Origin of the sequence: Streptomyces sp. NPDC051576 (assembly GCF_040681835.1) — a bacterium.
Taxonomy (GTDB): Bacteria; Actinomycetota; Actinomycetes; order Streptomycetales; family Streptomycetaceae; genus Streptomyces.
In genome coordinates this window covers 552,607-573,719 of the sequence record NZ_JBFAZO010000003.1, presented here as the reverse complement: position 1 = coordinate 573,719, position 21,113 = coordinate 552,607, and the positions used below count along the sequence as shown (strand labels likewise).

20 protein-coding genes and 1 pseudogene are annotated in these 21,113 nt (G+C 70.9%); 11 read left to right on the top strand and 10 right to left on the bottom strand.

The annotated features are described in order from the left end of the window. Window positions 1–113 precede the first annotated feature (113 nt). From AB0M63_RS12435 to AB0M63_RS12420, 4 genes and pseudogenes are all read right to left on the bottom strand, one after another. Complete coding sequence (locus AB0M63_RS12435; protein WP_355916757.1) at window positions 114–1,109, bottom strand: 3-oxoacyl-[acyl-carrier-protein] synthase III C-terminal domain-containing protein; 996 nt, start codon at window positions 1,107–1,109, stop codon at window positions 114–116. A gap of 28 nt (window positions 1,110–1,137) precedes the next feature. Further along, entirely contained in the window at window positions 1,138–2,373 is a 1,236-nt protein-coding gene (locus tag AB0M63_RS12430) for a beta-ketoacyl-[acyl-carrier-protein] synthase family protein (protein ID WP_366019319.1), read from the bottom strand. After that, window positions 2,373–2,606, bottom strand: a complete 234-nt coding sequence (locus tag AB0M63_RS12425; protein ID WP_355916752.1) for a phosphopantetheine-binding protein — start codon at window positions 2,604–2,606, stop codon at window positions 2,373–2,375. Before AB0M63_RS12425 ends, AB0M63_RS12430 begins: the two co-directional genes overlap by 1 nt. Window positions 2,607–3,042: 436 nt before the next feature. Continuing rightward, window positions 3,043–4,071, bottom strand: a pseudogene (locus AB0M63_RS12420) (beta-ketoacyl-ACP synthase 3); the annotation flags it as partial. Between the two features lie 292 nt (window positions 4,072–4,363). Here AB0M63_RS12420 and AB0M63_RS12415 point away from each other — a divergent pair. The 10 genes from AB0M63_RS12415 to AB0M63_RS12370 all read left to right on the top strand — a co-directional run bounded on the left by AB0M63_RS12415 (window position 4,364) and on the right by AB0M63_RS12370 (window position 18,705). After that, the gene (locus AB0M63_RS12415) at window positions 4,364–4,702 is read left to right on the top strand and encodes an antibiotic biosynthesis monooxygenase (protein WP_355916747.1); all 339 of its coding nucleotides are present in this window, start codon (window positions 4,364–4,366) and stop codon (window positions 4,700–4,702) included. A gap of 423 nt (window positions 4,703–5,125) precedes the next feature. After that, on the top strand, window positions 5,126–6,169 hold the full coding sequence (gene pstC, locus AB0M63_RS12410) for a phosphate ABC transporter permease subunit PstC (RefSeq protein ID WP_355916741.1): 1,044 nt from the start codon (window positions 5,126–5,128) through the stop codon (window positions 6,167–6,169). A 1-nt stretch (window position 6,170) separates the two neighbouring features. Then, window positions 6,171–8,099, top strand: a complete 1,929-nt coding sequence (gene pstA / locus AB0M63_RS12405) for a phosphate ABC transporter permease PstA (RefSeq protein ID WP_366019318.1) — start codon at window positions 6,171–6,173, stop codon at window positions 8,097–8,099. After that, window positions 8,099–9,829 (top strand): phosphate ABC transporter substrate-binding protein PstS, encoded by a 1,731-nt coding sequence (locus tag AB0M63_RS12400; protein ID WP_366019317.1) that lies wholly within the window; start codon window positions 8,099–8,101, stop codon window positions 9,827–9,829. Before pstA ends, AB0M63_RS12400 begins: the two co-directional genes overlap by 1 nt. Continuing rightward, window positions 9,826–12,489, top strand: a complete 2,664-nt coding sequence (locus tag AB0M63_RS12395) for a hypothetical protein (RefSeq protein ID WP_366019316.1) — start codon at window positions 9,826–9,828, stop codon at window positions 12,487–12,489. Before AB0M63_RS12400 ends, AB0M63_RS12395 begins: the two co-directional genes overlap by 4 nt. A 119-nt stretch (window positions 12,490–12,608) precedes the next feature. Beyond that, window positions 12,609–14,600, top strand: a complete 1,992-nt coding sequence (locus AB0M63_RS12390) for an Ig-like domain repeat protein (RefSeq protein WP_366019315.1) — start codon at window positions 12,609–12,611, stop codon at window positions 14,598–14,600. A 92-nt stretch (window positions 14,601–14,692) separates the two neighbouring features. Next, entirely contained in the window at window positions 14,693–15,619 is a 927-nt protein-coding gene (locus tag AB0M63_RS12385; protein ID WP_366019314.1) for a sortase, read from the top strand. A 16-nt stretch (window positions 15,620–15,635) separates the two neighbouring features. Continuing rightward, on the top strand, window positions 15,636–16,463 hold the full coding sequence (locus tag AB0M63_RS12380) for a phosphate ABC transporter ATP-binding protein (RefSeq protein WP_366019313.1): 828 nt from the start codon (window positions 15,636–15,638) through the stop codon (window positions 16,461–16,463). 111 nt (window positions 16,464–16,574) lie between these two features. Then, the gene (locus tag AB0M63_RS12375) at window positions 16,575–17,636 is read left to right on the top strand and encodes an acyltransferase family protein (protein ID WP_366019483.1); all 1,062 of its coding nucleotides are present in this window, start codon (window positions 16,575–16,577) and stop codon (window positions 17,634–17,636) included. Window positions 17,637–17,799: 163 nt separating this feature from the next. Beyond that, the gene (locus tag AB0M63_RS12370; protein ID WP_366019312.1) at window positions 17,800–18,705 is read left to right on the top strand and encodes a calcium-binding protein; all 906 of its coding nucleotides are present in this window, start codon (window positions 17,800–17,802) and stop codon (window positions 18,703–18,705) included. A gap of 52 nt (window positions 18,706–18,757) precedes the next feature. Here AB0M63_RS12370 and AB0M63_RS12365 read toward each other — a convergent pair whose 3' ends face one another. The 3 genes from AB0M63_RS12365 to AB0M63_RS12355 form a co-directional block, all read right to left on the bottom strand. Next, on the bottom strand, window positions 18,758–19,135 hold the full coding sequence (locus AB0M63_RS12365) for a nuclear transport factor 2 family protein (RefSeq protein ID WP_355916720.1): 378 nt from the start codon (window positions 19,133–19,135) through the stop codon (window positions 18,758–18,760). An 81-nt stretch (window positions 19,136–19,216) separates the two neighbouring features. Beyond that, on the bottom strand, window positions 19,217–19,453 hold the full coding sequence (locus AB0M63_RS12360) for a hypothetical protein (protein ID WP_366019311.1): 237 nt from the start codon (window positions 19,451–19,453) through the stop codon (window positions 19,217–19,219). A 159-nt stretch (window positions 19,454–19,612) separates the two neighbouring features. Beyond that, complete coding sequence (locus AB0M63_RS12355; protein ID WP_355916714.1) at window positions 19,613–19,804, bottom strand: hypothetical protein; 192 nt, start codon at window positions 19,802–19,804, stop codon at window positions 19,613–19,615. A 236-nt stretch (window positions 19,805–20,040) separates the two neighbouring features. On the opposite strand from AB0M63_RS12355, the gene AB0M63_RS12350 reads away from it, so the two are divergent. Next, window positions 20,041–20,328 carry a GntR family transcriptional regulator gene (locus AB0M63_RS12350; RefSeq protein ID WP_366019310.1) on the top strand — a complete coding sequence of 96 codons (288 nt, stop codon included), beginning with the start codon at window positions 20,041–20,043 and terminating at the stop codon, window positions 20,326–20,328. Here AB0M63_RS12350 and AB0M63_RS12345 read toward each other — a convergent pair. The 3 genes from AB0M63_RS12345 to AB0M63_RS12335 all read right to left on the bottom strand — a co-directional run bounded on the left by AB0M63_RS12345 (window position 20,319) and on the right by AB0M63_RS12335 (window position 21,102). After that, complete coding sequence (locus AB0M63_RS12345; RefSeq protein ID WP_366019309.1) at window positions 20,319–20,534, bottom strand: hypothetical protein; 216 nt, start codon at window positions 20,532–20,534, stop codon at window positions 20,319–20,321. The genes AB0M63_RS12350 and AB0M63_RS12345 overlap by 10 nt on opposite strands. 158 nt (window positions 20,535–20,692) lie before the next feature. Further along, window positions 20,693–20,884, bottom strand: coding sequence for a hypothetical protein (locus AB0M63_RS12340; protein ID WP_355916709.1), 192 nt, complete (start codon window positions 20,882–20,884; stop codon window positions 20,693–20,695). Continuing rightward, entirely contained in the window at window positions 20,881–21,102 is a 222-nt protein-coding gene (locus AB0M63_RS12335; protein WP_355916987.1) for a hypothetical protein, read from the bottom strand. The genes AB0M63_RS12340 and AB0M63_RS12335 overlap by 4 nt, the downstream gene beginning before the upstream one ends. Between the last annotated feature and the right edge of the window lie 11 nt (window positions 21,103–21,113).

Here is a 21,113-nt window from a genome sequence, read left to right as displayed (position 1 = left end):
GGAGGGGAGAAATGCGGGGGACAGAGGCGGGGGTCTTGGTCATGGCGCTTTCAGGTTCGTACGGGCGGTGCGGTGCGGTGCGGGGCTGGACCGGGACGAAAAGTTGGCGTAGTTCACCAGCGGCAGACGACCACTCCCGCGCTGGCCCCGCTCGCGAAGCCGAACATGCCCACCAGATCGCCGCGTTGGAGCCGGCCGCTGTCGAGGGCGGTGGCCAGTTGCAGGGGGATGGTGTTGGTCGCCACGTTGCCGTGGGTGGGGAAGGTGGCCAGGACACGGTCCGGGTCCACCCGGACCCAGTCGCAGACGACCTTGGTGAACGGCACCGAGGGCTGGTGCACACAGACGAGGTCCAGGTCGTCGGCCCCGACACCCAACTCCCTCAGCGCGCCCCGCACTTTGCCCGGCAGCCCCTCGAACGACCCCACCAACTGGGCGGAGTCGATACGGAGATGGCCGAGCCTGCGGTGCTGCGCGTACGGGTTGGGGAGGGTCGCCGCCCGCCAGCCCCAGGAGTTGGCGAAGAAACGGGAGCCGAGGATGCCGGGTCGCTCACCCGCCTCGATCAGCAGGGCCGAGCCCATGTCGCCGGTGCTGAGACTTGGCAACGCGGTCGACAGGTCGGCCGGGTCGTCCACCTGCCAACGGCTCTCCCTGGTGCTGACCTCGGCGGTGGTCACCAGCACCCGGCGGTACCGGCCGCCCCGGATGAACGCGTCCGCGACCTCAAGGGCGTTGAGGACTCCGTTGCAGGCGTTCTTCAGGTCGAACACCGGACAGCCGAGGCCGAGTTTGTCGGCGACGACATGGGCGGTGGCCGGCTCCTCCATGTCGGCGAGGATGCCGGCGTAGAGCAGCAGGTCGACGCCGCGCGGATCGGTGCCGGTGTCCTCGAAGAGCCGCCGGGCGGCATGCGCGGCCAGGTCGGAAGGTTGCTCCAGGTCGTCGGCCACGGTGCGCTCGGCCAGACCGTACATGCGCTGGAGCACGCCACGCGACAGCGGTACGGCGGGGCTGGCCGCCCGGAACCGGTCCTCCACCGCGGAGACGCTCTGCCGTCCCTCGGGGATGTGGACGGTGGCGTGAACGATGGTGCTGTGAACGGTCATTGGTCCTTCCTGGGTCGGTCCTCGACCGTCAGTTCTCTTCGGTGAAGAGGAGCACCACGTTGTGCCCGCCGAAGCCGAAGGAGTGGCTGGTGGCGGCCCGGACGCGCTGTGCGCGGGGTGTGCCGGTCACGCAGTCCAGGTCGTAGGGGAGGTTGTGCGGGGTGAGGTTGGCGATGGGCGGCACGGTGGAGCGGCGCACGGTCAGGGCGGTGAGCGCGGCCTCGATCGCGCCGGCCGCGCCGAGGCTGTGCCCGAGGACTCCCTTGGCGGCGGTGACACTTGGCCGGTGCGGCAGTGCCCGTCGGATCAACTCCGCCTCGGTCAGGTCGTTGAGCTGGGTCGAGGTCCCGTGCGCGTTGACGTGGTCGACGTCCGTCGCGCCGAGCCCGGCCTCCGCGAGCGCGGACCGTAACGCGGCCTCGGCATGAACTCCGTCCGGTGCGGGAGCTGTTGGGTGATACGCGTCGGATGTCTGACCGGCACCCGCGAACCGGACGTAGCGCCGCTGTCCACGGGCGCGGGCGTCCGCCTCCCGCTCCAGGACCAGAACGGCGGCTCCCTCGGAGATCACGAAGCCGTCCCGGTCGGCCGCGAAGGGCCGTGAGGCGGCGGCGGGTTCGTCGACGCGGGACGACAGCGCGCCCATCCGCTGGAAGCCGGACGCGATCACCGGGGTGACGGCCGCCTCCGCGCCGCCCGCCACCGCGATGTCGCACAGCCCGGCCAGCAGCAGGTGGCGTGCGGTGGCCAGGGCACTGGCACCGGAGGCGCAGGCGGTCTCGGTCGCCATGGACGGGCCATGGGCTCCGAGGTCCAACAGCACTTCCCCGGCTGCCATGTTGGAGATCAGCATGGGCACGAGCGCGGGCGAGACCAGTTCCGGGCCGCCCTGGTGGTGGCGGAGCGTCTGGTCCTCCAGATGCGCGGCCCCGGCGAGCCCCGAACCGATCACCACGGCGACCCGGGCGCCGTCCCACCCGGCGGGGTCGAGCCCGGCGTCGGCGACCGCCTCGCGCGCGGCGAGCACGGCGAGCTGACTGAACCGGCCCATGCGCCAGGCCTTGCCGCCGCCGATCCGCGCCTGCTCCGGGGTCATGTCCGGAATACGGCAGGCGAAGTCGACGGCGCAGCCCTTGAGTTGGGGGTCGGTGGCGGCGACGGACCGCCCTCTCATCACCCCCTCCCAAGTCGCCTCGCGGCCGACCCCGGCCGGGGTGATGAGCCCCAGGCCGGTGACGGAGACGGGCGCGCAGGGTGCCGGCATCACGCCCGCTTGGCGTTCAGCGCGGCGACGAGTTCCCCCACGGTGCTGCCCTTGGCGGCCTCCTCCTCCGCGACGGGAACACCCAGCTCCTCCTGCAAGGCCAGGGCGAGTTCGGCCAGCGCGAGGGAGTCCAGGTCGAGGCTCTCCAGGGTGGCCTCCGGGCGGATGTGGTCCGGGCTGACCTCAAACTTCCGGGTGAGCACGGTGGCCACGGCGGTCTGAACGGGGGACATGGCGTTCCTTCCTTTCGACGAGCGGACGATCTTCGGAGTGTTGGAGAGTTGGAAAGTCGGAGAGTCGGAATGAGGGCGCTCGACCTGTTTCCCAGGCGGGGGGGCGCCGGGGAGCGGGGAGCGGGGGCGCCTGCGGACAGGCGAGGTCTCGGACGAGGTCTCAGACGATCGAGGTCCGCACGACTGGGGTCCGTACGGCTGGGGTCCGTACGACTTGAGTGGCGGCAGCTACAGCCGGGTCGGCGACGGACACCACCGAGTCACCGGCGGACACCACCGGATCGGCAGCGCACGCGGCCGGATCGGCTGCGCACGCTGCCGCAGCCGCGGCCGGCGCGGTGGAGGCACCGGCCCGCACGAGCGCAGCCGCCTCGACGGCATCCACTGCCGGGTCGGCGCCGGCCGCGGCGCCCGCGTCGATCTGCGGCACGTTCGGCAGCTCCGGCCACACCAGAACCGCCGAACCCCACGTCAATCCCGCCCCAAAAGCCGTCAGCAACACCCGTTCCCCTGCGCGCAGTTCACCCCAGGCCGCGGCGTCGGCCAGGGCCAGCGGGATGGAGGCGGCACCGGTGTTGCCGACGCGCTCGATGTTGGCGACGTGCCGGTTCCGCGATACCGGGATGCGGTCGCCGACGGCGGACAGGATGCGGGCGTTGGCCTGGTGGGCGCAGAAGCGGTCGACGTCCTCGGCCGTCCAGTGCGCGCGCTTGAGCACGGTGTGGGCGGACTGCGTCATACGGGTCACCGCATGCTGGAACACCTCGCGCCCCCGCATCCGGAAGTAGCGGTCGTCCGGGCCGTGGTCGCCGGGCCGGGAGCGTTCCACCGCACCGCCGCCCGGCACCTGGATCAACTCGTCGCCCGAGCCGTCGCTGCCGAGGTCCAGCGCCAGTACGCCGCCCGGCTCGTCCCGCGCCCCGCGCCGCAGGACGGTCGCCGCGGCGCCGTCCCCGAACAGGATTCCGGAGGAACGGTCCTGCGGATCGAGCAGCGTCGAGTACACCTCGGCGGTGACCAGCAGAACGCGGTCGGCGCACCCCGAGTTCAGGGCGCCGACGGCGGCGGCGAGGCCGTAGACGAATCCGCTGCACGCGGCGGACACGTCCCAGGCGGGTGTCCCGCCGAGTCCGAGGCAGGTGGCGAGCCGGGGTGCCATGGCCGGCATCGGCCGGTCCGGGGTGGAGGTGGCGACGATCACCGTGTCGACCAGGGGATGGCCGGCGACCGCGAGCGCGCGGCGGGCCGCCTCCAGGGCGAGATCTCCGGTGGTCACGCCCGGTGCCGCGCGGCGCCGTTCGCGGATGCCGGTGCGTCTGCGGACCCAGGCGTCGTCGACGTCCCAGGCGGCGGGCAGGGCGTCGTTCGCCACCGCGTCCGGCGGGACGAAACCGGCGATGCCCTCAAGGACGGCCGTCTGTGTCGGCTTCAAGAGGGGGGCTGCGCTGGGCAGTCGGAGGGTCACACACGCCTCGTTCGGGAGTGATCTTGGACGAGCGCCACGACTGTAGATCGGATCAAGATCGGGGCGGGAGCGTGACGCGATACGAACTACTGACCAGTTAAGGCCGTTTTGCACCAAAAGCCCAGCTCAGCGCCCAAAGTGAGGAAACGTTACGCCTGTTACGTCGCGCACAGATCACCCGAAAGGGGGCGTGATGTGTCAGGTCCGGCGACTCCGGCGGACGTTTCAGGAACCGGGACGGGAACAGGGGACGTTGACGGGGTACTGAGACGGCGACTGTGAGAATGAGCCCATGAGCATCGTCAAGATCAACGTACTCACCGTTCCCGAAGAGCAGCGCGAGACGCTGGAGAAGCGGTTCGCGAACCGGGCCGGGACGGTGGACAGCTCGGACGGGTTCGAGTGGTTCGAGCTGCTGCGGCCTGTCGAGGGCACCGACACCTACCTCGTCTACACGCGCTGGCGCGCCGAGGAGGACTTCAAGAACTGGATGTCGGGCATGGGGGGCCAGGCCGCCCACCGCGGCGGACCCCAGGGCTCCGCACAGGGTGAGCGGCCGAAGCCCGCTGCGACGGACGCGACGCTGTGGACCTTCGAGGTGGTGCAGCAGGCGGGGCCCAAGGAGGGCTAGACACGGAGGTTCGTCGCGGGGCGGCCGCCGGTCGCGACGGCCGCGCCGCCTCGTCGTGGTCAACTGCCGTGGTCTGCGGCGATGTTGGCGTCGCGGTAGGTCTCCCGGAGGCCGTCGGCCGTCGGCCGTCCCGCAGACACCCTCCAGCGCGAACGGTTCCGGATCGTCTCGGTCAACTCCTGGAACCATCCCAACCGGCCAGCCCAACCAGCCATCCCAACCCGCCAGCCCAACCAGCCAGTCCAACCGACCCCACAGGCGCCAGGGGTGCCCTCGTTGGCGCCTCCTCCACAGCAGCCCCACTGAAGTGACATGACCCGTTCACCGATCCTCCACATATGACGCTCTGCGCCGAAAGAATCCGGCCATTGACTCACTCCGCGCGGCATCCACCCGGAGTCGCGGAGCGCATCGTTTCCGTCAGTGGGGGGACACGTGGTGTCCGCGCAGGAGGGCTCCGGTAGACCGGAGCCCCACAGACCCGTGCTCGATCCGCCGCCCAGGCGGCCACAGGCCGCTCGTGGGCTCGGCGATCGGGTCTTCCGTTTCCAGTTGACGGCCACCGGGGTCGTCGTCCTCGGCATCATGGCCGCCGTAGGACTGTTCCTGCTGCTGAGGGCGACGCAGGCGCTGCGCGCCACCGGGCCCTCGTTCCTGACGACGGCCCAATGGCAGCCGGACGTCCACAAGTTCGGTATCGCGGCCGTGCTCACCGGCACCCTGCTCATCGCCGCCGTCGCGGTCACGATCTCCGTGCCGCTGGCCGTCGGGACCGCGCTCTTCATCTCGGACGTGGCACCGCGCGGGCTGCGCCGCACCCTGGTGAGCCTGGTCGACCTGATGGCGGCCGTACCGTCGGTGGTCTACGGCCTGTGGGGGCTGTTCTTCCTCCAGGCGCACGTGATCGGGCTGTCGCGCTGGCTGTCCGACTGGTTCGGCTGGATCCCGCTCTTCACGGTGGACGGCACCCACCCGGGCGATCCGCTCGCCTCCGCGAGCGTCTACACCGCGTCCGCGTTCGTCGCCGGGATCGTCGTCGCGCTGATGGTCGCGCCGATCCAGTGCTCGGTGATGCGCGAGGTCTTCGCGCAGGCCCCGGCCGGTGAACGCGAGGGCGCCTACGCGCTCGGCGCCACCCGCTGGGGCATGATCCGCGCGGTCGTCCTGCCGTACGGCAAGGGCGGGATCATCGGCGGCACGATGCTCGGGCTCGGGCGGGCGATGGGCGAGACGATCGCCGTCTACATGATCATCTCGCCGGTGTTCGTGATCCAGCCGCACATCCTGCAGACCGGCTCGAACTCGGTCTCCTCCCTCATCGCCCTGCACTACGGCGATGCCTCCTCCTTCGGGATGTCGGCGCTGATGGCGGCGGGCCTGGCGCTGTTCCTGCTCACCCTGGCGGTCAACTTCACCGCCTCCACGATCGCGGCCCGCTCGCGGTCCGGCGCGCAGAGCGAGGCATGAGATGACGGTCGTAGAAGAGGTAGAAGTGATCGCGGCGCCCGTCGAGGCGGAGTCCGCCACCGTCCAACTCCCGGACGTACCACGGCGGATCGGCGGTCCGACCCGTTCCGGGGTGCTCGCGCTGTGCGGGGCGGCGGTGTCCGCTCTGTGTGTGAGCGTGCTGCTGTTCGGTGAACTCGCGCCGTTCTCGGGGGCGTTGGGATTCGCGGTCACCTGGTACGTCGTCTTTCTCACCGTGTACGGCGTGCTGACCGGCCTGGAGGAGAACGGGCAGGCGGTACGGGACCGGGTCATGACGGTGGTGCTGTGGACGGCGGCCGGGCTGTTGTTCTCGGCGCTGGCGATGGTCGTCGGCTTCACCCTGTGGCGCGGCCACGAGGCGCTCACGTACCTCAACTTCTTCCACCAGGACATGCAGGCGGCGGGCCCGCTGGACCCGCTGGGCGTCGGCGGTACAGCCCACGCGATGGTCGGAACCCTCCTCATGATCACCATCGCGTTGCTGATCACCGTCCCGCTGGGGCTGGCCTGCGCGGTGTACCTCAACCAGATCCCCGGCCGGTTCTCCCGGTTCGTCCGCACCATCGTCGAGGCGATGACCGCGCTGCCGTCCATCGTGGCGGGCCTGATGGTGTACGCCGTCTGGGTCCTCCAACTCGGCATGGAGAAGTCGGGGTTGGCGGCGGGATTCGCGATCAGTGTGATGATGCTGCCGATCGTGATCCGGGCGTCGGACGTGGTTCTACGGCTGGTGCCGGGCACGCTCACCGAGGCGGCGGAGGCGCTGGGCGCGCCGCGCTGGCGGACGGTGTGGCACGTGGTGCTGCCGACCGCGCGCTCCGGACTCGCCACGGCCGTCATCCTCGGCACGGCCCGCGGCATCGGCGAGACCTCGCCGGTCCTGCTGACCGCGGGCTTCACGGCCGCCACCAACTACGACCCCCTGCACGGCCCGATGATCTCCCTCCCGCTCGCGGTCTTCAGCTTCGTCCGCTCTCCCGAACCCGCGATGATCGCCCGCGGGTTCGGGGCGGCGGCGGTGCTGATGGCCCTGGTCCTGGTGCTGTTCGTGATCGCCCGGATCATCGGCGGCCGGGGCCCCGGCCAACAGACCCGCGCCCAGGCCCGCCGCACGGCCCGGGCATCCCGGCGGGACGCGAACCGGTTCGACGAGTTGCACGCGCCGAGGTTGTCGTTGTTCGACCGGGAGTTGGTCGACGCCTCGGATGTCCAGGGCCACGCCCCGGCGACGGTGACGGGCGCGCAGGGTCCGTTCGCGCCCGAGCACTCACGGGCCGCGAGCGGCACGCGCGAGAACGACGAACAGCCCGCGACCATCGACGGCGAAGCCGCCGTGTCGGGGCCGGCCGCACCCGTTACGGGCAGCGCGCATGGAGGCGCCGGTCCGGCCATGGCCACTACCGCACCCGAACCAATGGCAGCCGCCGACGCCGAATCCGCCTCGCAGGGCCCACTCGCACCCGACAACGACAGCAGCACGAGTGGCGTCCCCACCTCGACCGAAGCCCCGACCCCGGCCACAGCCACCGACCGCGAACCCACCGCACCGAGACCGCCCGCCCCCGACACGGGCAGCGCGCACGGAAGCGCCGAACCAGCCACGAGCGCCCCCGCACCCGAACCAATCGCAGCCGCCGAAGCCGAATCCGCCTCGCAAGCCCCACCCGCGCTCAACAGCGAAGGCGCCACGGGCCACGCGCACGGAGGCACCGGTCCGGCCACAGCCATCCCCGAACCGCCAACAGCCACCGACCGCGAACCAAGCCCCCAAGGGCCCCCCACACCCGACACCGAACCCGTCACAACCGGCCCCTCCGACACCGAATTCGCTGCCGAAGGCGCACCCGAGGCCGAACAACCCGCACCCCCCTCCCCTCCCGCCCCCGCCCCCGGAGAGACCGACCGATGATGCCCAGCCATCTCACCCTCCCCCGGCCCCTACGGGCGCTGGGAACCCTCGGTGCCGTGTTCGCCGCGCTCGTCGCGCTACTGGCGGGGCCCCTCGCCGGGCCCGCTGCCGCTGACAGTTACACGCCCATCGCCGGGGCCGGTTCGACCTGGGCGGAGAACGCCGTGGACGAGTGGCGGCGGGCGGTGAACCAGTACGGGATGCGGATCAGTTATGCCGGTACCGGGTCCTCCGACGGGCGGCGTCAATTCCTCAGTGGGACCGTGGACTTCGCGGTGTCGGACATTCCGTTCCAGACGCATCCCACGGACGGCAGCGCGGCGGAGCGGCCCGGCTCCGGGTCGTACGCCTACATGCCGATCGTGGCCGGCGGGACCGTGTTCATGTACCACCTGACCGTCAACGGGAAGCGGGTCACCAACCTCCGCCTCTCCGGTGCCGTCGTCACCAAGATCTTCACCGGGGTCATCAAGACCTGGGACGACCCGGTGATCAAGGCCGACAACCCGGGGCTCCAGCTCCCGCACCGCACCATCGTGCCGGTCGTCCGCTCCGACGGCTCGGGGTCCACCGCCCAGTTCACGATGTGGATGGCCGCCCAGCACAAGTCGTTGTGGAACGCGTACTGCGCGAAGGTCGGCCGCTCGGGTGCCTGCGGGCAGACCTCGTACTACCCGACCGTCTCCGGCATGATCGCCCAGTCCGGCGACCTCGGTGTCGCGGGCTACATCGCGCAGAACTACGGCGAGGGCGCGATCGGTTACGTCAACTACTCGTACGCCCTCAACGCGCACTATCCGGTCGCCAAGGTCCTCAACCACGCCGGCTACTACACCGAGCCGACCCCGCAGAACGTCGCGGTCTCGCTCCTCAAGGCGAAGATCAACACGAACAAGAGCTCCGCCGACTACCTCACCCAGCAGCTCAACGGCGTCTACAACGACACGGACCGGCGCAACTACCCACTCTCCAGCTACTCGTACATGATCCTGCCGCTGAAGGTGCAGGGCACGTTCACGAAGACCAAGGGCAAGACGCTGGGCGCCTTCTCCTACTACTTCATGTGCCAGGGCCAGCAACAGGCTCCCTCGCTCGGCTACTCACCCCTGCCGATCAACCTGGTGCAGGCGGGCTTCGACCAGATCCGCCGCATCCCGGGTGTGCAGACGCAGAACATCAACATCAAGAACTGCAACAACCCGACCTTCACCACCGACGGCCGCAACAAGCTGGCGGAGACCGCGCCTTACCCGTCGGCCTGCGACAAGCAGGGCTCGACGGCCTGCACCACGGGCAGCGGTGGCGCCAAGTCGTCGTCGGGGAGCGGGAGTTCGGGTGGTGCCGGTAGCAGCTCCGGTGGGAGCAGTGGCGGTACGGCCACCGGTGGAACGGTCGGCGGCACCGACGCCTCCGCCGCCGGCGGCACCGGTAGCGGCGGCTCCGCGCAACCGTCCGTCGACCCCGACACCGGCCAGGCCCTGACCTCGGGCGGCACCGGCACCGGAACGGGTAGCGGCGGCACCGGCACGGTCGCGGCCGCCGCGGACGGCACGATCGCCCTCGCCCAGCCGGTCGCCGTCTCCGCCGACCCGGGCTGGACCACCACCCAGACCCTGATGCTGCTCGCCGCGATCCTGGTCCTGGGTCTCCTGCTCCTCCCGTCGATCGCCTCCCGCCTGATGACGACACGCGGCACCAACGACCACCAGGACGAGGGGAGTTCACGATGACCGGCACCCCCGAAGCGCGCCGAACTCGATACAGACACCTCCGCCGCGCACTACGCCGCCTCCTCGCCGGCGCCGCCACCGGCGCCCTCGTCGGGCTCGCCGTGGCGCAGGCCGCGCCGCCCGCCGCGGCGACGACCAGTTCCGCCGTGACGGTGGCCGGTCGCGGTGAGTTCAAGGACATGCGGTTCACCGTCGACCAGACCACCCACCTCACCAGCCAGGCGGTGACGGTGAGTTGGACGGGCGGCACGTCGACCACGCTCGCGGGCACCCTGTTCGACACCGACTACGTGCAGATCATGCAGTGCTGGGGCGACGACGACGGGACGGTCCCCGCCAATCCCGGCCCGTCGCGCACCCAGTGCCAGTACGGCGCCTCCCCGACCACCGACCGGGGCAGTTGGCCCGGCAACGACTACGACGACACCCGCAAGGTCTTCTACAGCGCGGACCCGACCAACTACGGCCAGGACGACCGCTACGGCGCGGCCAACCCCAACGCCCCCGGCGAGGTCCCCTTCAAGTCGGTCGACGGCACGGTCATCACCAGCGGCACCCAGAACAACGCCCTGTTCAACCACAACACCACCAACGAGGTCGACTTCGCCCGCACCGGCGCCGACGGCACCGGCAAGGAGTACTTCGAGGTCCAGACCGCCAACGAGGCCCCGCACCTGGGCTGTGGCACCCCCGTGTCGACCAACGGCGTGACAAGGCCCCGGAGTTGCTGGCTGGTCATCGTCCCGCAGGGCCATCTCGACCTGGACGGCAAGCCGTACGCCGACCGCAGCCAGGTCAACGCGGGCTCCCCGGTCTCCTCCACCAACTGGAAGAACCGCGTCGCGATCCCGCTGCACTTCAACACGGTCGGCACCAACTGCGCGCTCGGCTCGGACGAACGCGCCACCACCGGCAGCGAACTTGTCGCCGACGCGATGACAAGTTGGCAGGCCGCCCTGTGCCCGACCGGCACGGTCTACGGCTACACGGAGCTGGGCGAGCCCGACACCCGGTCCAAGCTCACCGCCGACGGTTCCTCCGGACTCGGCTTCACCACCCGCGCGTTGGGCGCCGACGACGGTACGACGGCACCCTCCGGCACGACGGCCTACGCACCGGTCGCCCTGTCCGGAGCCGTCATCGGCTTCACCATCGAGCGAAGAGCCAAGGCCGGCGCCCCCGCGTCGATCGAGAGACTCGCCGGCACGAAGGTCGAGTCCATCGACCTCACCCCGCGCCTGGTCGCCAAGCTGCTCACCGAGTCGTACCGCAACTCCCCCTGGGGCGCGGTGCTGGGCGGCACCGCCGCCGGCGGCTACGGCTGGGCGAAGAACAACCCGGCGGGTCTGGCGAGCGACCCCGAATTCATCGCCCTGAACCCGGAGTTCGCGTATCTCTCGGTCGCCGAGACGCCCTCCACCGACACCGATCTGCTCACCGCGCTCGGCCACAGCGACACGGCCCGCGCACTGTGGCAGTGGATCATGTCGGACAAGGAGGCCCGTCAGTTCCTCGGCGGGATCTCCGACGACTGGGGCATGCGCGTCAACCCGTACTACTCCACCAACGCGGATGTGAACCCGACCGGTATCGCCTTCGACCCGTCGCACTCCGACGACTACCCCAAGAGCGACCCGTGGTGCACGATCCCGCCGGGCACCGGTGCCACCGACAAGCAGTGCATGGGCGACTTCCACCCGTACGTCGACGACATGCACGCCGGCGCCCTGCACACCCGCCGCGCCGACACTCTGTGGAAGTCGACCTGGGACTCGCTGGCCAACCCGCCCGTGTTCAAGAGCCCGGGTCCGCAGGTCGTCGGCTCCCGCTTCGTGATCACCGTGACCGACGCGGCCTCGGCCGCCCGCTACGGGCTCCAGACGGCCCGGCTGCGCAACAGCGCGGGCAAGTTCGTGGCTCCTACGACCACTTCACTGACCGCCGCCGCGAACAGCGCCACCGGCAGCCCGGTCGCCGAGGTCAGTCCTACGACCACCACCGCCAAGACCGCCTACCCGCTCGCCGAACTCGTCTACGCGGCCGTCCGCCCCGGCTCCCTGGACGCCGCCGCCCGCAAGGACTACGCGGCCCTGCTGCGCTACACGGCCGGCAACGGCCAGGTCAGCGGCGCCGACCCGGGCCTGCTCCCGGCCGGCTACGCCCCGCTGCCCACCAGGTTCCGCACCGCCGCCGACCACACGGCCACCGCGCTCCTGCACTACACCGGCCCGACCACCGCGACCGGCGGCGGCTCGACCGGGAACGGCGCGGGCGGCTCCACCAGCGGCAGCGAGACGATCGGCACCGGCGAGGGGGGCGTCGTCGTCCTCCCGGGCGGCGCGGGCACCGGCGACGGAGCCGCCACCCCGGCCGCCGCGAGTGCCGTACCGAGTGACTCGCCGTCGTACGACGGCGGCAAGGCCGTGGAGACGACGGCGGCGGGCACCACGCCCGCCGATCCGGCGAGCCCGCTGCGCTACGCGGTGCCGGTCGGTGCCGCCCTCGGCGCGGTGGCCGGTGTGGGCGCACCCTTCGCGGGCGGCGGCCGGGCCCGGCTGCCGCTCCGGGTGCCGTTGCCCGGCGGCCGGTCGATGACCGTCGTACCCCGACTCGCCCTGCCCGAACGGCTGCGAAGGCTGCTGCCACCGGGCCGGGGCTGACCCCGAGCGCCCGCGCGGCGCTCCCCACGGACGGCCGCCCGCCCCGAAAGGCAGTCGGGGCGGACGGCCCGCACCACCCTGCCAGATCCGCCTCACCTCCTCTCTCCTGGAGAACCGCAATGCGCAGAATGCGCCTTTCGGCGGCCATGGTCGCCGCCGCCGTGGTGTCCGGCACGCTGGCTCTGGCGAGCCCCGCGTCCGCCGACCCGACCCCCGCCGGAACCTTCCGCCAGCTCGTCGGCGTGGGTTCCGACACCACCCAGGACGTGCTCAACGCCCTCGCCGGCGACACGGTGAACGCCAAGAGCTACGCCGCCACCGCGGTCACGGCGGACGGCGCCGGTATCGCCTCCTACGACGCGATCGAGCCCGGCACCGGCTCCACCACGTCCACCATCACGACCCGCTCCGGCGGCGCGGCCTTCCTGCGCCCGAACGGCTCCGGCAACGGCCGTCTCGCCCTGAGCATGGCGCTGACCGGCGACAAGTTCCCCAACAGCTCCGGTGTCGCGGTCAAGGGCCAGATCGACTTCGCCCGCTCCTCCAGCGGCCCGTCCGCCTCCGGCAGCGCCCTGACCTACATCCCCTTCGCCCGGGACGCGGTCGGTGTCGCGGTGCGGGGCACGGCGCTGAACACCCTGACGGTGGCGCAGCTGCACGACATCTACGCGGGTTCGCTCACCGAGGTGAACGGCCAGACCGTGCACCCGAAGATCCCGCAGAGCGGCTCCGGCACCCGCAAGTTCTTCCTCGCCGCGATCGGCCTGACCGACGGCACCATCTCCCCGTCCATCCCGGTCGTCCAGGAGAACCAGGGCAACGCGGCCCTCACCGAGGACGGCGCGCTCGTCCCGTTCTCGGTCGGCAGCTGGATCGCCCAGAACAACGGCGTCGCCCCCGACTACAGCACCACCGCGGCCACCGCCGGCGGCCACCTCGCCTCCGTCGTCCTGCCCGGCGACACCGGCGCGACCAGCCCGGTCACCACCGTCAACGGCAAGCTCACCCCGGTGAGCGGCTACTACGAGAACTCCACCTTCGGCCGCGACGTCTACAACGTCGTCCCCAGCCGCGCGATCGACCCGAGCGGCCTCTTCTTCGACAAGGCGCTCTACGACGTCTTCGTCACCAGCGGCACCCACGAGGCGGCCCTCGCCTCCGACAGCGCCGAGTCGGTCATCGCGTCCTTCGGCTTCATGAACGAGTCGTACAACGGCTCGGTCAACCTCGCCAAGCACGCCAAGCTCGGCGGCCTGGAGGAGTCCGGCGTCGACCTGTCGACGCCGGCCGCGCCCGCCCTGAAGACCACCCTCGGCGACGCGAGCGTGAAGCTGTCCTGGACCGCCCCGGCGGCCACCGGCCTGCCGCTCACCGACTACCGCGTCACGCTGACCGGTTCGGACGGCGCCGTCGTCGCCGTCAAGGACCTGCCGGCCACCACCACGTCGTACGCCTTCACCGGCCTGGCCGTCGGCACCTACACCGCCACGGTCACCGGCGCCAACGTCAACGGCTCCGGTACGGCGGCCAGTTGGACCGGCGCCGTCAAGTACGCGAGCACCACCAAGGCGACCACCGCGACCACCGCGTACGGCGTGACCCCGAAGGTCGCGGTCACCGTCACCGGCACGCACGGTGTCGTCCCCAGCGGCAAGGTCACGGTGAAGGACGGCTCGACGGTCGTCGGCACCGGCACGCTGAACAGCTCCGGCAAGGTCACCGTCAACGTGTCGAACCACCTCAAGGTCGCCACGCACACCCTGTCCGTCTCCTACGCCGGCGCGACCAAGCTCAACGCGTCCTCGGCGACGGTCTCCCTGAAGGTCACCAAGGCGACCCCGGCGATCTCCAAGACCGCGCCCGCCACCATCAGCCACACGGCCCGCGCGAAGGTCACCGTCAAGGTCACCGCGACCGGCACCACCCCGGCCGGCACCGTGCGCATCTACCAGGGCACGAAGATCATCGCGACCGGCACGCTGAGCGGCGGCAAGGTGACCATCACCCTGCCGAAGCTGAGCAAGGGCTCGCACACCCTGCACGCGTACTACGCGGGCTCCTCGACGGTGAACGCGCGCTCCGGCGCCAACTTCGTCATCAAGTCCACCTGATCCACCAAGTCCCTTGATCCGCGCGGCTGTCGGGGAGACATGCACCGTCTCCCCGGCAGCCACCGGCCGAACAGCGAAGGAGGCGGGCCGCCGTGACCGTCGCCACCCCCGTCAGGCTCACCCCGGCCGCGCCCCGCACGCCCGTCCGGAACATCCGTGACCTCCGGAGCGTCACCGCCGTCCGCCACCTCGCCCGCGGCGGCCTGCTCAGCCTCGCCGCACTGCTGCTCGGCATCACCGCGCAGCTCCTCGTGTTCAGCGCCGCCCAGCAACACTCCGCGCAGCACGCCGACTTCGACGCACTGCGCGGCCAACTCGCCCTGGGCACCGCCCCGGTGTCCCAGACCGACCAGCAGGGCGGACTCCTCGCCCCCGGCACGCCGGTCGCGCTGATCGACATCCCGTCCCTGGACCTGAGCCAGGTCGTCCTGGAGGGCACCGACTCCACGGTCCTGACGGACGGCCCAGGACACCGCCGTGACACCCCGCTGCCCGGACAGGCCGGCACCAGCGTCCTGATGGGCCGGGCGGCGGCCTACGGCGGCCCGTTCGGAAGGCTGGCCGAACTCCGCGCGGGGGTCACCTTCACCGTGACCACCGGCCAGGGCAAGGCGAAGTACCAGGTCGTCGACGTCCGGCGGGCCGGCGACCCGGCACCCGCGCCCATCGCCTCGGGCGAGGGCCGACTGGTCCTGGTCACCGCGACCGGCCCGCACTACATGCCGTCCGGCGTCCTCCGGGTCGACGCCGACCTGATCTCGAAGGCCTTCCAGACCCCGGCCGCGGTGATCCGCTCCGGCACCCTGCCCGCCGCCGAGGAGCCCCTCGCCCGCCCCGACGGCGTGCCGTGGCCCCTGGTGATGTGGTTGCAGGCACTGCTGCTGGCCGCCGTAGCGGCGGTCTGGGCCTGGCACCGCTGGGGCCGCCACCAGACATGGATCGTCTTCGCCCCGCTCGTCGCGGTCCTGGGCCTCCAGGTCGCCACCCGCACCACCGAACTGCTGCCGAACCTCCTGTGAACCGAGGCAACCAGAGATGACCGTGACCGACACCGCCGAACTCCCCGCCCCCGCAACGCCTGTTGCCGCCCCCGCGACCCTCGAAGCCCGCGCCGTCTCGGCCTGGTTCGGCACCCACCAGGTGCTCGGCCAGGTGTCGCTGACCATGCCCGCGGGCCAGGTCAGCGCGCTCATCGGCCCGTCCGGCTGCGGCAAGTCGACGTTCCTGCGCACCCTCAACCGGATGCACGAGCTGATCCCCGCGGCGGCCTTCGGCGGCGAGGTCCTCTTCGACGGCGAGGACATCTACGACACGTCGTGGCGCCTGACGGACGCCCGCCGCCGTATCGGCATGGTCTTCCAGAAGCCGAACCCGTTCCCCGCCATGTCGATCTACGACAACGTGGTGGCCGGCCTGCGCCTGACCGGCACGCGGGCGGGCCGCCGCGAGAAGGACGAACTGGTCGAGGAGTCCCTGACCCGAGCGGGCCTGTGGAAGGAAGTCCGCGACCGCCTCCGCCAGCCCGGCGGCGCCCTCTCCGGCGGCCAGCAGCAGCGCCTGTGCATCGCCCGCGCGCTCGCCGTACGCCCCCGGGTGCTGCTGATGGACGAGCCCTGCTCGGCGCTCGACCCCACCTCCACCCGCCGGGTCGAGGAGACGATCCACGAGCTGGCCGGACAGGTCACTGTGGTGATCGTCACCCACAACATGCAGCAGGCCGCGCGCGTCTCCCAGCGGTGCGCCTTCTTCCTCGCCGAACAGGGCACCCCCGGCGGGATCGTGGAGGCCGGCGCCACCGACGACGTCTTCGGCTCCCCCAAGGACGAGCGGACGGCGGACTATGTGGCGGGCCGCTTCGGCTGAGCGCGACCGGAAAGTGTGAGGTTTGGATCGCCGGGAAGCGGTGAGGCGAGCGGAATGCGCGCTTCTCCCACCGCCTCCGCCGAGGTCCCCGTACGCCCCTCCGCCACCGCCATGTCCACCCTCGGCACGGCGAACCCCACCCCCGGGAAGCAACGCGCCCAGCGTGACCCCTTCTTCGACAACGCCAAATACCTGGCGATCGTCCTCGTGGCGATCGGCCACTCCTGGGAGCCGCTGCGCTCCGGCAGCCGTAGCGTCACCGCGCTCTACACGCTCGTCTACGCCGTACACATGCCGGCGTTCATCGTCATCTCCGGCTACTTCTCGCGGAGCTTCCGCGCGACCCCGCCCCAGATCCGACGCCTGCTGACGGGAGTGGTCCTCCCCTACGTCGTCTTCGAGACGGCGTACACCCTCTTCACCCGCTGGACGGACCACGCCCCCGACCGCGCGATCAGCCTGCTGGACCCGCTGTACCTGACGTGGTTCCTGGCGGCCCTGTTCGTCTGGCGCCTGACCACGCCGGTCTGGACCCACGTACGCCATCCGCTGTTGATCTCCCTGGGCATCGCGATGCTGGCCACCCTCTCCCCCTCCATCGGCAACGACCTGGACCTGCAACGCGTCCTGCAGTTCCTCCCGTACTTCGTCCTCGGCCTCTCCCTGAAGCCGGAGCACTTCCAGCTCGTACGACGGCCTGAGGTACGGCAGTTGGCGGTCCCGGTGTTCGTGTGCGCGCTCGCGGCGGCCTACTGGGCGGTCCCGCGCTTCGACTACGCCTGGTTCTTCCACAACGCGAGCGCGGACCAACTCGGCGCACCCGACTGGGAGGGCCCGGTCATGACGCTGACTCTGTTCGCCTGCTCACTCCTCCTCGTCGCCTGCTTCCTGGCCTGGGTACCGCGCCGCCGCACCTGGTTCACCGCCCTGGGCGCGGGCACGCTCTACGGCTACCTCCTGCACGGCTTCCTCGCACAGGGCGCCAAGTCCTGGGGCTGGTACGACCCGGCGTGGGTGCGGGGGCCCCTCGGCGAGATCACGGTGACGGTGGTGGCGGCCGTAGTCATGACGGCCCTGTGCACACCGCCGGTTCGACGGGTCTTCCGCTTCGCGATGGAACCGGAGATGCGATGGGCGTTCCGCCGCGACACGACCGAACTGGCCCGCCCCTAGCGATGGTTGTGGTGGACCGACGGACGACTGGATGAATTCGCCCTGAACCCAGCCCGACAATTCACGGTGACACGACGCCAGTTGGGAAAGGACCACAACCGATCTGATGGACGAGAGGTCACACGCTTTGTACGCATGTGAACTCGCCCACGGAGGTTGTGCAATGCCCGCTCGCTCAGCTCGTTCCACTTCTGCCCTGACCGTGGCCCTGGCCCTCGGTACCGGCCTGGCCGTTCCGCTGCTCCTCGCGGGGACGGCGGGCGCGGCCACGGCTCCGGCCACGGCCGCGCTGAGCACCGGTGGCGGGGAGGTCCTGTACAAGGCCGCCGCCGGCCAGACCAACAAGGTGACTGTCACCGCGTCCAGGGTGAGCGGCTCCGACAAGGTCACGTACGTCATCGACGACGTGGTCACGATCAAGGCGGGCACCGGATGCGCGTACCCCACCGCCTCGGACCACACGAAGGTCTCCTGCACGGTCACCACCGTGGACAGCCAGGACCCGTACGCCACCGCGAAGTTGACGCTCGGCGACAAGAACGACGTCGTCAGCTACAACAACAAGACCAACCAGACGTACTACTTCGCCTCGATCGACCTGGGCCCCGGCAACGACAGACTGGAGGACACCGGCCGCGTGGACGGCAACTACGTCTCGGGCGGAACCGGCAACGACAGCATCGACATCGGCAAGGCCGCGGTGGCCTGGGGCGGCGACGGCAACGACGGCATCGTCGCCACCGGCGGCCTGACCATCACCCAGGGCGGCAATGGCAACGACGCGCTCTTCACCGACGGCGACAGCAGCTCGTCCGACGGCGGCGACGGCAACGACACCGTCCGCGGTGGCGACGGCGACCAGATCCTGTCCGGCGGCGACGGCAACGACGTCATCGAGGGCTACGCCGGCAACGACTTCCTCTACGGCGGCAAGGGCAACGACAAGCTCTACGGCGGGGCGGGCGCCGACACCCTCTACGGCAACTCCGGCAACGACATCCTGTGGGGCGGCGCGGGCAAGGACTTCCTGTCCGGGGGCCCGGGCCGGAACGTCGTCCACCAGAACTGACACGCCCCAACAGGCGGTTGGATGTGCGGTGACGTCCGTTCGACGGGACGACTCAGGAGGCGGATGGCTCGATCTCCCCCGCAAAGACGATGACCTGGTCGATGAGGCTCCGCCGCAGATGGACGACGTCCGTTCCCGCCAGGCGGGGGCCTCCGTCCGGCGTGGTGAAGACCCACTGGTACCGGGCCCACTCGCCAGGCATGTCCACCGCTGAGCAGCGCACCATCGTGCCGGTCCCCGCCGGGTGGCGCCGGATGTCCAGCACGAACCGCTCGACCGCCTCGATTCCTTCGCTGCGACCCAACGGCCCCCAGAAGACCACGTCTGAGGTCAGGGCCTGGGAGAGCAGGGTGGTCACATAGCTGTCGTCCGAGGCGTTGAACGCGGAGATGAACGTGTCGATCGCAGAGCGTGCCGTCTCTTCCTGCATGCCCCAGTAGTACCAGCCGTTGCGCGTGCGCTCGTCCCGCGAGCCGCATTCCGATCACGGTGGACCATCCCGGTCACAGCACTAGGGAGTCACAGCGACCCTGGCCGCCCGCCGCCAAGCAACGAACTCCATCCCGAACCCGACGACGGACACACCGACCCCGCCCCCGAAGAACAACATGCTGTGCTGCTCCAGCGCGCCGAACAGCATCAGGTCCGTCCCGACAACAGGCAGCAGAACCCCACCCGCGGCGTACCAACGCCCTTTACGCGCCTGGACGATCGCCGAGGCGGCGGCGAGCGCCAGGATGAGGGCCATGACTGTTGTCCACACGGGGGCAGGGTCGCAGCACGGAGTCCCCGCGCTCAACCCCCGGCGCTGTTCGACGAGGGCGAGGGATCTCGCCGCCGCCCGGTCGACCACTGTGCCGGCCGCGCGTCGATGACCAGGCGTAACAGCCCCGGCAGGCAGCGGCACTCACACGCCCGCCGCCACCCGGACCGTACGGGCACCGGCACCCGCACCGACACGTACGCCGTGAATCACACTCGGCCCCACGTCGATACCGCGCACCGCCATGTCGAGCGCCCAGAGCCGCTCGGCCTGCGCCCGCCGTTTCGGGGTGTCCGGCTGCGTGTGACGAGGCTCGGCGAACACGTACGGGCGCACGGGGTCAATGGTGTCCGTGAACGGGAGCCCTTCCGCGGCATCGCGAGCGTACGGACTCCTGTGGGTCGGCAACGCGCACCGGACCTGTACCGGTTCCGGTGGCGTGGGGGCAGGGGTAGGCGCGGCCCGGTGCTTTCCCCGGGCGGGCAGCAGCAGTGAGCACAGGTTCGCGAGGGTGCGCGCGATAAGGTCGGCCACGTTCGTCAGCTCCTTATTAGCTGATGGGCTCTGCCCCGGTGACGACCTTGCTCGTCGTTGCCCGGGGCGATTACGGGCCGGACGACGAGATCGTGCACGGCGGGCCAGTGCCGGTATACGTGCAGATCGCCGGGGTCCTACGGGCCCGCATCAAGCGCGGCGACTGGCAGCCCATGCGCCCTCTGCCGGGCGAGCAGCGCCTCGCGGACGAGTTCGGCGTCGCCCGCATGACCGCGCGGAAGGCTGTTCGCGTGCTTGCCGACGAGGGGACTCTGTTCGTCGTTCCACAACGCGGCGCGTTCGTGGCCGGGCCCGGTCAGCCGTAGTCGGCCGACCACCTGCCGCGCGTGAAGTGGCAGACACCGTCCGGCGTGACGGTCACGTTCATGCGGGCCAGTGCCAGCAGGGAGACTGTGCGGTCGAATTTGCCAGGGAGCGGTCCCGTGGCGTCGCAGGTGATCATCCGGGGGAACATGCCGAGCGAGGCGATCCGTGCTGTCGCCGTCGTGGTCAGGTAGGGGTCGACGTCCATTGCCGTGACATGTCCGAGTAGGCCGCACGCAGCCAGGCCGACTCGTCCGCCGGCCCATCGCGCAGCACCCACGTGCATGGGCGAACTCACCGCGTTGGGTGCTGAGTTACGGCCACGACGATCACGGCCAGCAGTCCGCCGACGCTGCTCACGACGGGTCATCCGTGCTGCTCCTGCCATTGGTGTTCCTGTCGCTGGTGCTGGCGCATCAACACGTTGGCGTCCGTCTCCTTGCTGCCGTCGAACTCGGCGCGCGCGGCGTCGCGTTGAGCGGCGAGTTCGGAGCAGGTCAGGCACTCGGGGACAGGGACGGGCGGGCGGCTGATGTCGAAGTCACGGGAGGTGTTCACAGCACCTCACCCCGGCTTCGCGCGTTGGCACGTGCGGTCTCGGCACGCAGGCGCTGCTCCGGGCCGGCCGGCGTCAAGTCCCCCGGATTGACGGTCCATTCGGTCCCACCGCCGATCGGACGCAGGGACCACAGACCGCACCACTCGCCACGGAACGTGCCGACCCGACCTCGCGAGTCAACGATGATCGTGCCGACGGCCGGGACGTGTTGGGGGATGCCGGGAACAT